We start from the raw sequence: 14,480 nt of genomic DNA, 5'->3' as shown, positions 1-14,480 counted from the left end.
CATGCCGGATAACCTCGCAAAATTCACAGTCTGCCGCCTCAAAAGGGGCCTTGGCCGCTGGGTTTCCCTCCGTCAGAATTCCGAAGAGAGCAGCCGGATGCCAGGCCGGAACCAAGTTCCGCCGGTTATGCTAGGGGGGGCTTGAAGGCGGGGGGCGGCAGCGCGCCTCGCTGATGCAAATTGCTTGCGATGGAGGCGGCGGCCTTGCGCCGCCTCCGGGTCCTGCCGTTAGAACAGGAAATCGTTGCCCGACAGATCGGCGATGCCCACACCGTCCAGGGTGATGGAATTGCCGTTGTTGTCGCTGATTACCGCATCCCCGTCGCCGTTCTCGGACAGGTGGTTGTTCTTCAGGTCGCGGAAAGAGGTGATATTGTCGACACCTTTGAGGTCAATCTTCTCGCGCCGCCCGGAGGTCTGGAAATCGGAAACCGTGTCGTCTCCGAAATTGCCCTTGAAGATAAACCGGTCCGCGCCGCTGCCGCCAAACAGGCCGTCGTTGCCGCCGCCGCCGATCAGACGGTCCCTGCCGTCTTCGCCGTACAGCGTGTCATTGCCGCCCTTGCCGTCCAGGGTGTCGTTGCCGCCTTCGCCTTCCATGTCGTTGCCGCGGCGGCTGCCGATGAGTTTATCCGCCTGGTCCGATGCGCGCACGTCATCAATGTTGCGCAGCTTGTCGCGGCTGCCGAAACCGTCAATGGCAAAACCTTTGCCCAGGTTGACAGTCACCCCGTCCTCGCCGCCATAGCGGAAATCCCGGTCATAGCGCACCTCGTCCCGGCCGCTGCGGCCGTTGATCGTGTCGTCACCGTCCAGCCCGCGGAAATAGTTCCGGCCGCCATTGCCGGACAGATTGTCATCAAAGGCCGAACCGCGCAGGGCTTCGATGCTGCTCAACCTATCCGTATTGCCCCAGCCATCGGTGGCTGTGCCGGATTTCAGGTCCGCGGTCACAGCGCCGGGGTCGCTGTTAAAGGTGACTTGATCGAAATCGCTGCCCTTGCCGACATAGGTGTCGTTGCCTTCGGAGCTGATGAAGTAGTCGTACAAGCCGCTGCCGACCAGCCGGTCGTTGCCAGCGGTGCCGACAAAGGTGTCCTCATCCGCAATCTCAATGAAGGAGCCGTTAAACGTGGACCAGGGGATAACAGCACCGGGCGCGAAGGCGCCGGACGGGTCTGTCAGGCCGGTTATTGAGTTGTCGAATGCCAGCCAGTCCGACAGGTTGCTGACAGCAGGCAGCGGCGTTCCGCCCAGCTGGAAAATATAGGCTGAGTCGGTGTTGGCGCCGGTTGTTTCATCCACGACCATAACGGTGCTGGTGCCGCCGGACCAGGTTACCTGAGTGATCAGGGTCTCATAGTTGGTTGCGCTTGAGGTGTGGTCAAACACCCGCCAGTCAATTCTGAGCTCCCGAATGCCGCCATCGACTTCAATGACTGCGACGCCGTCTACATCGCGGCCCGTTATCTGATAGCTGAAGGTTGTCGTTTCAGACGGTACCACCACATCTGCCTGGGCGGTGGTCGCGAAAACAGGATCGCCATCTACATAGTCAATGCGGACACCTGGAATGCTGAACGTCGTCAATTTTTTACCCCATCGTTAATTTACTTTGGATGGCCATAGGCCGAATGATGGCGCCGACCTTGGGGGAGGAAACAGAAGGGAGCAAGAATTTTTTGAAACGTTAACGTGAAAAAGTCTATTCTGTGGTTGCGCGGACAGAGGCGCGTTTAAACATCCCGCCGGTCTTGCAACCTGGGCCAGGGATCAGAAAATAAAATCACCGCGCCCCAAACCGGCAAGCTGGACGTCCTCCAGGGTGATGGTATTGCCGGGCTTTCCCTGAAAACAAAGCTGTCCGATTTGGCGCGGCCAATCAGATGTTCATCACTTTTGCGACCGTCAAGGGCTTGCTGCTAACAGATTGCGCACCCGGGTAGATCCGTTTCTGCACCGCAAAACCGCTCAATGTTTAGGGCGCCGCAATGCATTCCTGAATTCCTGTTTTCAGGTCGTGCCTATTGGAGCGCGCATGAAAAGGCCGGCCCGCACTGTGGCGGCAGGCCCGTGGTGCGGACGGAATGGGCTTTGACCCTAGCCTTCCGCCTTCCAGAACACCTCAAACCCCGGATCAAACACCGTTACTGGGCCGTCGCCGGTTTCGATCTTCTCGGGGAAGGATACGGCGGTGCCGGATTTGGTCAGCGTCAGGGTCTCTGTGCTGACCGGCAAGCGGTAGAACGCCGGGCCGTTTTCAGAGGCAAAGCCCGCCAGCTTGTCCAGCGCGCCTTCCTCCTCGAACACATGCGCCAGCAGGGACATGGTGTTGGTGGCGGTGAAACAGCCGGCGCAGCCGCATTCGCTGAGCTTGTTCGGGTCGGTATGCGGTGCCGAGTCGGTGCCCAGGAAATAACGCTTGTCGCCCGAGGTTGCGGCGGCGCGCAGCGCTAGCCGGTGCTCTTCGCGCTTGGCCACCGGCAGGCAGTAGTAATGCGGCTTGATGCCGCCCGCCAGAATGTGGTTGCGGTTGATGATCAGGTGGTGCGTGGTGATCGTCGCGCCCAGATCCCGCTCCTGGCTTGCCACATAGTCGGCCGCGTTCCTGGTGGTGATATGCTCCATCACCACCCGCAGGCCGGGGGTCGCCTTGCGGATCGGGTCCAGCACCCGGTCGATGAACACCGCCTCGCGGTCGAAGATGTCGATGTGGTTGTCGGTGACCTCGCCGTGGGTGCACAGCGGCAGGCCGATTTCGGCCATCCTCTCCAGCACCGGCCGGACCTTGTCGAAATCGGTGACGCCCGAGGCCGAGTTGGTGGTGGCGCCCGCGGGGTACAGCTTTACCGCCTTGACCAGCCCGCTGGCATGGGCCGCGGCGACGTCTTCGGGATCGGTGTCCTCGGTCAGATACAGCGTCATCAAGGGCTCGAACGCCATGCCTTCGGGCAGGGCGGCCAGGATCCGGTCGCGGTAGGCGGCGGCCTGCTCGCCGCGCACCACCGGCGGCACCAGGTTCGGCATGATGATCGCACGGCCAAAGTGGCGGGCGGTTTCGGGCAGCACGGCCTGCAGCATGGCGCCGTCGCGCAGATGCAGGTGCCAGTCGTCGGGGCGGGGGATGGTCAGCGTCTGGGTCATGCTGCCCGCCTAGCATATGGGCGGGCAGAACAGAAGCGGCGGAATGCGCCGCCGCCCTCTGCCGCTACACTTTGGCCGGGAAGCGGAACTCGCCTGCCTCGGCGCGTTTCTCCAGTTCCTGCAGGCGGCGGCGGAACCGCGGCGCCCGCATCCGCTCTGTCACATTGCGGCACAGCAGCGCCATCATAAAGGGGCGGTCCTCCCGCTCCAGCCGGCCCAGCAGGTTGCGCAGGAAATGCGGATTGTTGCGGCGGCTGCGCAGCAGCTTGCAAAAGGCGCCGCCGGTCAGCTTGCGGCTGCCCGCCAGCGACAGGATGTGATAGAGCATCTCCATTTCGATCAGCCGGGTCTGCACCGCATCCCCCAGATGCGGCGCCCGCAGCCGGGTCACGTTCTTGCGGGCAAACAGCGATGCATGCATGGCGTCCAGCCGCTCCTGCGGGTCATAGATCACATAGGCCTGATCAGCGGCATCCAGCATGTCCGGCGCATAACCGTAGCGGTCGGTGAACGACAGCCGCCGCATTTCGGTGAAACGGTCGTCCCATTCGGTCATCCGCGGATCCAGCGTCGCCTGCGGCTGCACCGCCACCACCACCGCACCGGGAGAGGCCACCGAATAGGCCGCCGCCGCATAGCCGCAAGGCCCCGCGCCGTAAAAGATCACATTGTCGAACTCGTCGAAAAAGCCGTCGTCGATCAGCTGGTCGAAGAACCCGTAAATGCGGCCCTCGCGGAACCAGGTGTCGCCGTCGGAGACCACGCACATATGCGACCAGCCCAGGTTCTTCACCAGGTCGAACCCCAGCGGCTGCGCCTGATCCGACAGGTTGTGAATGCCCTGCATGGTCTCAAAGGTCACCAGCAGGGTGTTGCCCTGGTCGATGAAGGTGGCAAAATGCTTGTCGCCGAGCGGCTGGTACATGCCATGCTCTTCAGCCAAAGCCGCCATCCGGGCCTTCCACTGGGCCGGCTTCAGACCGGAAAGGTCTTCATCCAGATTTTCAAGTCCGTCCTGCATGGCTGCTATCCTCTTTGCCCCCCAAAGGGTTCCGGCCTGCTGTTTGGATTTACAGTTAGGTGAGAATTAAGGCCAAAATTGGAAAAACCCATGCCTGAATGCGGCACCGCAGGGCCAATTCGGCGGCGTCCCGCCCGCCGGCAAAGACGGCTAGCGCTTGCCGGGGCCTGCCTCCGGGTCCTGGGCTGCAAATCCGCGCAGCATCGCCGCCGCGGCGGGGCTGATCAGCCGCGCAGGCGGCGCCATCAGCAGCCGCGCAAACAAGGCCCGGTACGGCTCCTGCGCCATCAGCGCGGCAAAGCGCGCCTGGCGCCAGGCCACCGCCTCCAGGTGCAGCCGCTGCAGCTGGGCATTCTCCAGCAGCTCCGCCTGCAGCGTGTTGCGCGCATCGGCATAACGGCCGGCAGAGGTGTCATGGGCCGTGCAGAAGTTCCGCTCCACCCAGTAATCCATACCCAGCTCCGCCTGCCGGTTGACCCGCCCGCGGTCGGCCTTCAGCACATAGCTTTCCATCGCGCCCAGCGGATAATGGTTCAGCTGCGCCAGCCTGTGGTTGGGCTGGCCGTAATCGGAGAACAGCCGCTTGGTCCGGAACGCCGGGCCCAGCTCGCGCCCTTCGCAGTCGAACCAGCGGAACCGCTCCAGCCGCGCCGGATCCCGGACGCTGCGCGGCCGGTGCACACCGCATTTGCGATAGGTGCCGTCATTGCGGTACAGCGTCTTGAACATCACCGCCCGCCAGGGCCAGTGAACCACCTCCGGAATGCAGCGGGTGAATTGCTCTGTCACCGGCGCATCCACATAGCGCACCACACCGCCATTGCCGAACAGCCGCCAGGTCAGCGTCACCGCATCCGCCTGCGGCAGGGCGGCCAGCAGGCCGGGCACCGTGCCATCGCCGGTCTTAATGCAGACAAATTCGTCGATATCCAGCACCAGCACCCAATCCGCCGCTTTCATCAGCGGATGCTTGTCCGCCGCCTTCAGCGCGGTGAACTGGATGCCGTTCTTGTCATAGGGGCCTTCGTTGCGCAGATGGGTCAGCTGCCCCATCGCCTGCAACTGGTCCAGCATTTCATCGGTGCCATCCTGGCAATCGTTTGAAAACACCAGGAAATCGGTGAAGCCCGCTGCCCTGTGGTGGGCCAGCCACTCCAGCAGGAACGCGCCTTCGTTGCGCACGCAGAGAACCGCCAGGATCCGCATCGCCGTCAGCCCCGCCGCCCGCAGGCCAGACCGCGCAGCACCGCCTGCGCCGGGCGCCAATGATGTGGATTGCTCATGCCTCAGCCTTGTTTCGTCTTTTGCGGCAGTGTTGCCTGTTGCAGCCCCTGGGGCAAGGCAGCAATGCCGGTGATCCGCAATCCGCACCCGGCTGTTGCGCCGCTGCCTGCGCGCTGCGGATCCTTGCCCTGGCCGCCGCATCCGCCGCAGCGGAACCGGCGCCCGCTTGCAGCTGCGGGTTGACCGCTGCGCCTGCCCGTGGCCTGTTGGCAGGGCAATCCAGCCGGGGCAAGGAGGCACCGCATGCAGGCACAATCCATCGAACAGGTGCAACAGCTGCTGTCGCAGCAGGGCTATGTCTGCGGCCGGGCGCTGGCCACGGTGGTGTTTCTCTCGCTGAAACTGGGCCGGCCGCTGTTCCTCGAGGGTGAAGCGGGCACCGGCAAGACTGAGATCGCCAAGGCGCTGGCCGCCAGTCTCGGCCGCCGCCTGATCCGGCTGCAATGCTACGAGGGGCTGGATGCCGCCAGCGCTGTCTATGAATGGAACTTCGCCGCCCAGATGGTTGCCATCCGCACGTCTGAAGCTGCGGGCGAGGCTGCAGGCAGCGCCGGCCGCGCCGCGCTGCAGAACGAGCTGTTCTCTGCCGATTACCTGATTGAACGCCCGCTGTTGCAGGCGATGCGCCCCGATGAAAACGGCGCGCCTGTCCTGCTGATCGACGAACTCGACCGCACAGACGAACCGTTTGAGGCTTTCCTGCTGGAGGCGCTCTCCGATTTCCAGGTCACGATCCCTGAGCTTGGCACCATCCAGGCGCCGGAGCCGCCAATTGTCATCCTCACCTCCAACCGCACCCGCGAAGTGCATGACGCCCTCAAACGCCGCTGCCTCTACCATTGGGTCGACTATCCGGACTTCGACCGCGAGATCGAAATCCTCCAAGCCCGCGCCCCCCAGGCCAGCCGGCAGCTCAGCCGCGAAATTGTCGCCTTCGTGCAGGCTTTGCGCACCGAGGATCTGTTCAAGAAGCCGGGTGTGGCCGAAACCATCGACTGGGCCAACTGCCTCTTGGCGCTCGACGTGATCGCCCTCAGCCCCGAGGTGATCGCCGACACCCTCGGTGCGATCCTCAAATACCAGGACGACATCGCCCGCCTGCACGGCTCCGAGGCTAAGCGCATTCTCGACCAGGCCCGGGCCAGCCTCGACGCCGCCTGATGCTTCATCTTTCTGGAAATACTCCGGGGGTATGGGGGCAGCGCCCCCATGAGCGCTAGTGCCTGACTACCCGCCGCTCACCCTGCCGGACAATCCCAAGCTGCTCCGCAACATCACCCATTTCGCCCGCGCATTGCGCAAGGCGGGCCTGCCCATCGGCCCGGGCCGGGTGCTGGACGCGGTCCAGGCCGTGGCGGCGGCAGGCTTTACCAGCCGGCAGGATTTCTATTGGGCGCTGCACGCCTGTTTCGTCACCAAGCCGGAACAGCGGGTTGTGTTTGCCCAGGTCTTCCGCCTGTTCTGGCGCGACCCGCGCTATCTGGAGCACATGATGGCCGCGATGCTGCCCGCGATCCGCGGCGTGCAGGAGGAGCGCGCCGCAAAACCGGCTGAAAAACGCGCGGCTGAAGCGCTGCTGGACGGAATGCTGGACCTGCCGGACACGCCGGAGGAAGAGCCTGAAGGAACCGAAATCGAGTTCGACGCCACCCTCACCATGTCGGCCGAGGAACGCCTGCGCAGTCTTGATTTCGAACAGATGAGCACCGCTGAAATTGCCGCCGCAAAACGCATTCTTGCGCAGCTGAAACTGCCGGTCACACCCATCCAGTCCCGCCGCCTGATGGCCTCGCCCAAGGGGCAGCGGGCCGACTGGCGCCGCACCTTGCGCAATGCCGCGCGCCAGGGCGGCGACCTGCAACAGATCGCCCGCGCCAGGCGCCGCATCCGCTGGCCCAATCTGGTGGTGCTCTGCGACATCTCCGGCTCGATGAGCCAGTACAGCCGCATCATCCTGCATTTTCTGCACGCAGCCGCAAACGCGAAGGGGCAGGGCTGGGCGCGGGTGCATGGGTTCACCTTCGGCACCCGCCTCACCAATATCACCCGCCACCTCGCACAGCGCGATGTGGATGCCGCCCTGGCCGCCGCCGGCGCGGAGGCGCAGGACTGGGAGGGCGGCACCCGCATCGGCGACTGCCTGCACGCCTTCAACCGCGACTGGTCGCGCCGGGTGATGGGGCAGGGGGCGGTGGTGCTGCTGATCACCGACGGTCTCGACCGCGGCGACCCGGAAGGGCTGGCGCGCGAAATGCAGCGCCTGCAGCTGTCGTCGCGCCGTCTGATCTGGCTTAACCCCCTGCTGCGCTGGGACGGCTTTGCCCCCAAGGCCCAGGGCATCCGCGCCATGCTGCCCTATGCCGACAGCTTCCGCGCGGGCCATTCCATCGCCTCGCTGCAAGACCTGGCGCAGGTGATCTCCAGCCCCCATGACGCGGGCGAGAAGGCGCGGCTGATGGCCCTGCTCTGATGCGGCATTAAAAGAATTCCAAAGTTGGAATGTGTATTGATCTGAATCAACCCGGCTTCCTGCGTCCTGTTATATTCTGAACTTGGAATGTAACGTGCGAAAGGAGCAAACATGCCACTCAACTGGAAAGCCGGGGGGCTCCTGCTGGGGCTGGTGTTCTTCCTGGCGGTGCTGCTGGTCAAACCGATCGGCGTATCCACGCAATTCGTGATCCTGAACGGAATTGCCGCAGATGCGGTGTCCCCGGATCTGGTGACGCAAACCGCCGAAGGATACACCTCCAGCAACGCCTACCTGGCGAAATCGGATGGCAAATATGCCAAGGCCGTGGCCAATCCGCTGAACTACAGCTTTGTCTTTGTGCTGGCGATGGCGCTGGGCGAACTCTTGTCAGCCAAGCTGCGCGGCGGCATCGCCAAGGGGGACCGCAGCATCCCCGCCCTGTGGCGCGCCAATTTCGGAGACTGCAAGGTCAAACGCTACGCCGGAGCCTTCTTGGGCGGGTTCATCGTGCTCTACGGCGCGCGGCTGGCGGGCGGCTGCACCTCCGGCCACATGATGTCGGGCATGATGCAGACCGCATTGTCGGGCTACATCTTCGCCGCCGGCGCCTTTGCCGCCGCCATCCCCGTGTCCATGATCATGTTCAAACAGGAGGCCTGAGCCATGACCACCATCATCCTGGCAATTGTCATCGGCGCCGCCTTTGGCGCGGTGCTGGACCGGATCGGGGCCTCGAACCCCACGGTGATCGGCAAGATGCTGAACCTCACCAATGTGAACCTGGCGAAATCCATCCTGCTGGCGATCGGCACCGGCTCGGTGCTGATGTTCGGCGGCCAGATGGCGGGGCTGGTTGACGTGGGCCACATGTCGGTCAAGACCGCCTATGCCGGTGTTTTCCTCGGCGGACTGCTGCTGGGCGCGGGCTGGGCCATTGCGGGCTATTGCCCGGGCACCGGCGTGGTGGCCGCTGCCACGGGGCGCAAGGACGCGCTGTTCTTTATCGCGGGCGGCCTCTTGGGTGCGGCTGCCTATATGGCCACCTATCCGGCCTGGAAGGCCAGCGGCCTCCTGGACAAGATCGCAGGCGGCAAGGTCACCCTCGGCACCGTTCCCGGCGCCAAGTATGAGGGGCTGATGGCGCTGCCCGGCGACCTTTTGGGCATCGTGCTGGGCCTTGGCTTCATCGCGCTGGCCTTTGCCCTGCCGGAACGGCTGGTGCCGCAGAAGGCTGCCGCGCAGCCGGCGCAGTAAGCCGCGCCAAGGGCAGAGGGAGCGCCCGCCGTGGGGGACGGCGGGCGTTTTCCTGTGTCCTGGGGCGGCTTCCGGCTTGAAACTTCCCGTGCCAGCGCCGAGGTTTAGGGGCAAGCGCCGCCCAAGCGGCTGGGGAGGACGCAAGATGCAGCAGCAAAGCACCCAATTCGAAAACGCGCCGGAAACTGCGCTGGACTGGCACCGCGCGGGCAGCGGCGGCGCCCTGGCCACCGTGGTACAGACCTGGGGTTCTGCGCCGCGCCGCACCGGGTCGCAGCTGGCGGTCTCCGGCGACGGGCAGATCCAAGGTTCCGTTTCCGGCGGCTGCGTCGAAGGTGCAGTGGTCATAGAGGCGCTTGAGGCGCTTCAGGACGGCCGGCACCGGCTGCTGGAGTTCGGCGTCAGCGACGAGGATGCCTTTGCCGTCGGCCTTGCCTGCGGCGGCACCATCAAGGTGCTGGTGGAACCCATCGGCACAGCCCTGCCTGAGGCGCTGCTGCAGGACCTGGTGCAGGCCCGAGCCAGCCGCACCCCCGTGGCTTATGAAGTGAACCTGGCGACCGGCACCCGCCGCCTGGTGCGCGGCGGATACAAGGACCGGATGCACATGGACCGCTCCGGGCTGGAGGAGGACGGCAAGACCTTCGTGGCGATCCACAATCCGCCCCTCCGGCTGGTGGCGGTGGGCGCAGTCCACATCACGCAAGCCTTGGTGCCGATAGCGCGGCTTGCGGGCTATGACCCGGTGATCATCGACCCGCGCGCCGCCTTCGCATCCCCCGAACGCTTCCCCGGCGAGACGCTGATGGACGATTGGCCGGACGAGGCGGTCGAAAAGCTGGGCCTCGACACACGCACCGCGCTTGTGCTGCTGACCCATGACCCGAAACTGGATGATCCGGCCTTGCAAGCCGCGCTTAAGGCAGATGTCTTCTACATCGGCGCGCTGGGTTCCAGGAAAACCCACGCCGCCCGCACTGCCCGGATGCAAGAGGCCGGTTTCACCGAAGACCAGATCAACCGCATCCACGGCCCCATCGGGCTGGATATCGGTGCTGCGGGACCGGCGGAAATCGCGGTTTCCATCCTGGCGGAAATGACCGCCGTCCTGCGCGGCAAACAGCCATGAGGTTCGGCCCGGTTCCCCTCAAGGACGCCGAAGGCGCAATCCTTGCCCACTCCCTGCAGGGTACCGCTGGCAAGGTGGCAAAGGGCACGGTGCTGAGCGCCGCAGACCTCGCAGGCCTCGCCGCCGCAGGCCATGATACGCTGACAGTTGCCCGGCTCGACCCCGCCGACCTGCACGAGGACGCCGCGGCCCAAGCACTGGCAAACGCTCTGGTACCGGACCCGTCCGCGCAGGGCATACGCATCTCCGGCGCAGGCACCGGGCGGGTGAACCTCTATGCCACCGGCGCCGGGCTGGTGCGGCTGGAGCGGGACAAGCTGGAGGCGGTGAACGCAGTTGACCCGATGATCACCGTTGCCACCGTGCCGGACTATCACCGCGCCGATGCGGGGGGCATGCTGGCGACGATCAAGATCATCTCTTACGGCGTGCCCGCCGATGCCATACGCCGTGCCAGCGCGGGCGCCGGCGATGCGATCCGGGTGCTGCCGCCGGTGTTTTCCTCCGCCACGCTGATTGAAACCACCGTGACCGCGGACACTCCACCGGACAAGGGGCGTGCCGCCATGGCAGGCCGGCTGCACCGGATGGGGATCACACTGTCGCCGCGCGTGGTAGTGCCCCATCAGGAGGACGCCCTGGCTGGGGCCATTGCCGCCGCGCCGGGGCAGCTGGTGCTGGTGCTGACCGGCTCCGCCACCTCCGACCCGCTGGACGTGGCTCCGCAGGCGCTGCGCAACGCAGGCGGCACCGTCACCCGGTTCGGTATGCCGGTAGACCCCGGCAACCTCTTGTTTCTGGGCGTCTTTCAGGACAAGCCGGTGATCGGCCTGCCGGGCTGCGCCCGCTCCCCGGCTCTCAATGGCGCCGACTGGGTGCTGGAGCGGGTGATCTGCGGCCATCCGGTGAGCGCGCAGGATATCGCCGCGATGGGAGTTGGCGGGCTCTTGAAAGAGATTCCCACCCGCCCGATGCCGCGCCGCGACGCAGAGGGATGAATGCGGCACTGCAGCAGGGGATTTGTGACGCAAGGTCACAACCATAGGTAAGCCCTGCTGACGCGAATTTGCGCAGGTTCCCCGCCGGAAAACACTTCGCGGAACGGGGTCGCCCGTGCTTAACTCCCCTCAGCCAGACAAAAACAAGCTAAAGGGAGGGTACTATGGCCAAGGTCTCCATGACCGTGAATGGCAAGGCTGCCAGCGGCGACGTCGAAGGGCGCACGCTTCTGTCTTCATTCCTGCGCGAGGAACTGGGCCTCACCGGGACCCACGTGGGCTGCGACACCAGCCAGTGCGGCGCCTGTGTGGTGCATGTGGACGGCAAGGCGGTGAAAGCCTGCACCATGCTGGCGCTTGAGGCCGAGGGTGCGCAGGTTGCCACCATCGAAGGGCAGGCCAATGCCGACGGCTCGCTCAACACCATCCAGCAGGCATTCCAGGACCATCACGGGCTGCAATGCGGCTTCTGCACGCCGGGCATGGTGATGTCGGCAGCAGCACTTCTGAAAGACAATCCCAAGCCCAGCGAGGCGGAGATCCGCGAATACCTTGAAGGCAACCTCTGCCGCTGCACCGGCTACCACAATATCGTCAAGGCGATCATGGCGGCCTCTGGCCAGGATGTTTCCTCCATCGCGGCGGAATGACAGGACGATCCCAGGCCGGCACCCGGCCTGAGCTGAACAAGGAGTGATTACCAAGAGGTGCGCCACAGGCAGCACCCTCCAGGGAGGAAGATCCAGACATGCCCAAAGATAACGGCATCGGCGCCAGCCCCAAGCGGCGCGAGGACGTGCGGTTCCTGACAGGAGCCGGCAACTATACCGACGACATCAACGTGCACGGCCAGGCCCATGTGCATTTCCTGCGCGCGGATGTGGCCCACGCAACCATCAATTCCATCGACACATCTGCGGCTGAGGCGATGCCTGGCGTGGTGAAGATCTTCACCGGCACCGATTTCGCTGAGGTGGGCGGCATCCCCTGCGGCTGGGGCGTGACCGACCGCCACGGCAACCCGCAGCAGGAGCCGCGCCACCCGATCATCGCCGATGGCACCATCCGCCACGTGGGGGAGATCGTCGCCGCCGTGGTCGCCGACACGATGGAGCAGGCCCGCGATGCGGCCGAGGCGATTGAGCTGGACCTGGGCGACAAGCCCGCGGTGGTCGATATGGCTGCCGCACTGACCGAAAGCAGCCCCAAGGTGCATGAGGATCTGACCTCAAACCTTTGTTATGACTGGGTGTTCGGCAATGACGATGATGCCGCCGTGCAGGCGGCCTTTGACAGTGCTGCACATGTGACGACGCTGGAGCTGGTCAACAACCGCCTGGTTGCCAACCCGATGGAGCCGCGCGTGGCGATCGGCGAATATAGCCGCGGGACGGATGAATACACGCTCCACACCACCAGCCAGAACCCGCATGTGATCCGCCTCCTGATGTGCGCCTTCGTGCTGGGCCTGCCCGAACACAAGGTGCGGGTGGTGGCCCCGGATGTGGGCGGCGGCTTCGGCTCCAAGATCTTCCACTATGCCGAGGAAGCCTTTTGCACCCATGCCGCCAAGGCCTGCGGGCGGGCAGTGAAATGGACCTCCACAAGGTCCGAGGCGTTTATCTCCGACGCCCATGGCCGCGACCATGTGACGAAGATTGAGCTGGCGCTGGACGCGGACAACAATTTCACCGCGCTGCGCACCAATACGATGGCCAATATGGGCGCGTATCTCTCGACGTTTTCGACCTCGGTTCCCAGCTACCTGCATGGCACCCTGATGGCCGGCAACTACAAGACGCCGGTGATTCAGGTGAACGTGAAGACGGTCTTCACCAACACGGTGCCGGTGGACGCCTACCGCGGCGCAGGCCGGCCCGAGGCGACCTTCCAGCTGGAGCGGGTGATCGACAAGGCCGCGCGCGAACTCGGCGCCGACCCGATTGCCCTGCGCCGCCAGAACTTCATCAGTGAGTTCCCCTATGAAACCCCGGTGGCGCTGACCTATGACACCGGCGATTACACCGCGACCATGGACAAGCTGGAAGCGGTGGCCGATGCGGCTGGCTTTGCTGCACGCCGCGCCGAGAGCGAGAAGAACGGCAAGCTGCGCGGCTTTGGCATCAATTGCTATATCGAGGCCTGCGGCATTGCACCCTCTAACATCGTTGGCATGCTGGGCGCGCGCGCGGGCCTTTATGACGCTGCCACCGTGCGGGTGAACGCGACCGGCACCATCAGCGTCTTTGTCGGGGCGCATTCCCACGGGCAGGGGCATGAAACCTCCTTCCCGCAGGTGGTCGCCGACATGATCGGCATCGACGAGAGCATGGTCGACATCGTGCATGGAGACACCGGCCGGGTGCCGTTCGGCATGGGTACTTACGGGTCGCGCTCCATCGCGGTTTGCGGTTCGGCCATGGTGCGGGCGACCGAGAAGATCATCGCCAAGGCCAAGAAGATCGCCGCCCATCTGATGGAGGCCTCCGACGCTGATATCGAGCTGAAGGACGGCCAGTTCACAGTGGCGGGTACCGACAAATCGGTGGCCTGGGGCGATGTGACCCTGACCGCCTATGTCCCCCACAACTACCCGCTGGAGGAGCTGGAGCCGGGGCTGGAGGAGACCGCGTTTTATGATCCGGCCAACTTCACCTATCCCTCCGGCGCCTATGCCTGCGAGGTGGAGGTGGATCCCGACACCGGCAAGGTGACGATCGAACGCTTCTCGGCCGCCGATGATTTCGGCAATATCATCAACCCGATGATCGTCGACGGCCAGGTTCACGGCGGGCTGGGGCAGGGCATCGGCCAGGCTTTGCTGGAGAATGCCGCCTATGATGAAGACGGCCAGCTGCTGTCGGCCTCCTTCATGGATTACGCGATGCCGCGGGCGGATGATGTGCCGTTCTACCAGGTGGACCATTCCTGCCAGACGCCGTGCACCCATAACCCCTTGGGGGTGAAGGGCTGCGGCGAGGCCGGCGCCATCGGCTCGCCGCCGGCGGTGGTCAATGCGGTGATCGACGCGCTGCAGTCGGGTGGCAAGGATGTGGCCCATATCGACATGCCGCTGTCGCCTGCGCGGGTCTGGGCGGCGATGAATGGATGAGGTGTTCGCGGGGGCGCTGCCCCCGCACCCCCGGGATATTTCCAGCCAGAAGAAGAGCCCGAACG

Annotated in this window: 12 protein-coding genes; 8 read left to right on the top strand and 4 right to left on the bottom strand. The window is 64.7% G+C overall.

The window, feature by feature from the left end; genetic code table 11:
• Nucleotides 1-228 precede the first annotated feature (228 nt).
• The 4 genes from ACXAEK_RS18060 to ACXAEK_RS18045 all read right to left on the bottom strand — a co-directional run bounded on the left by ACXAEK_RS18060 (nt 229) and on the right by ACXAEK_RS18045 (nt 5,371).
• A complete protein-coding gene (locus tag ACXAEK_RS18060; RefSeq protein WP_475043978.1) occupies nt 229-1,590 on the bottom strand; it encodes a calcium-binding protein in 1,362 nt (453 codons plus the stop codon).
• A gap of 510 nt (nt 1,591-2,100) precedes the next feature.
• Entirely contained in the window at nt 2,101-3,144 is a 1,044-nt protein-coding gene (gene pyrC, locus ACXAEK_RS18055; protein ID WP_475043977.1) for a dihydroorotase, read from the bottom strand.
• A gap of 64 nt (nt 3,145-3,208) precedes the next feature.
• Complete coding sequence (locus ACXAEK_RS18050) at nt 3,209-4,165, bottom strand: phosphoadenosine phosphosulfate reductase (protein ID WP_475043975.1); 957 nt, start codon at nt 4,163-4,165, stop codon at nt 3,209-3,211.
• Nucleotides 4,166-4,315: 150 nt separating this feature from the next.
• Entirely contained in the window at nt 4,316-5,371 is a 1,056-nt protein-coding gene (locus tag ACXAEK_RS18045) for a glycosyltransferase family 2 protein (RefSeq protein ID WP_475045306.1), read from the bottom strand.
• 321 nt (nt 5,372-5,692) lie between these two features.
• On the opposite strand from ACXAEK_RS18045, the gene ACXAEK_RS18040 reads away from it, so the two are divergent.
• The 8 genes from ACXAEK_RS18040 (at nt 5,693) to ACXAEK_RS18005 (ending at nt 14,415) form a co-directional block, all read left to right on the top strand.
• The gene (locus ACXAEK_RS18040) at nt 5,693-6,610 is read left to right on the top strand and encodes an AAA family ATPase (protein WP_475043974.1); all 918 of its coding nucleotides are present in this window, start codon (nt 5,693-5,695) and stop codon (nt 6,608-6,610) included.
• Nucleotides 6,611-6,668: 58 nt separating this feature from the next.
• A complete protein-coding gene (locus ACXAEK_RS18035; protein ID WP_475043973.1) occupies nt 6,669-7,919 on the top strand; it encodes a vWA domain-containing protein in 1,251 nt (416 codons plus the stop codon).
• 111 nt (nt 7,920-8,030) lie between these two features.
• Complete coding sequence (locus ACXAEK_RS18030; RefSeq protein WP_475043972.1) at nt 8,031-8,582, top strand: YeeE/YedE thiosulfate transporter family protein; 552 nt, start codon at nt 8,031-8,033, stop codon at nt 8,580-8,582.
• Between the two features lie 3 nt (nt 8,583-8,585).
• On the top strand, nt 8,586-9,176 hold the full coding sequence (locus ACXAEK_RS18025; protein ID WP_475043970.1) for a DUF6691 family protein: 591 nt from the start codon (nt 8,586-8,588) through the stop codon (nt 9,174-9,176).
• 145 nt (nt 9,177-9,321) lie between these two features.
• Nucleotides 9,322-10,305, top strand: a complete 984-nt coding sequence (locus ACXAEK_RS18020; RefSeq protein ID WP_475043969.1) for an XdhC family protein — start codon at nt 9,322-9,324, stop codon at nt 10,303-10,305.
• Nucleotides 10,302-11,303 (top strand): molybdopterin-binding protein, encoded by a 1,002-nt coding sequence (locus ACXAEK_RS18015; RefSeq protein ID WP_475043967.1) that lies wholly within the window; start codon nt 10,302-10,304, stop codon nt 11,301-11,303. The genes ACXAEK_RS18020 and ACXAEK_RS18015 overlap by 4 nt, the downstream gene beginning before the upstream one ends.
• Before the next feature lie 164 nt (nt 11,304-11,467).
• A complete protein-coding gene (locus ACXAEK_RS18010) occupies nt 11,468-11,953 on the top strand; it encodes a (2Fe-2S)-binding protein (protein WP_475043966.1) in 486 nt (161 codons plus the stop codon).
• A 98-nt stretch (nt 11,954-12,051) separates the two neighbouring features.
• The gene (locus ACXAEK_RS18005) at nt 12,052-14,415 is read left to right on the top strand and encodes a xanthine dehydrogenase family protein molybdopterin-binding subunit (RefSeq protein WP_475043965.1); all 2,364 of its coding nucleotides are present in this window, start codon (nt 12,052-12,054) and stop codon (nt 14,413-14,415) included.
• Nucleotides 14,416-14,480 lie beyond the last annotated feature (65 nt).

Source organism: Leisingera sp. ABM4_101 (assembly GCF_056158725.1).
Note: the sequence above shows the minus strand (reverse complement) of the source record. Positions and strands in the feature narration are given on the sequence as shown.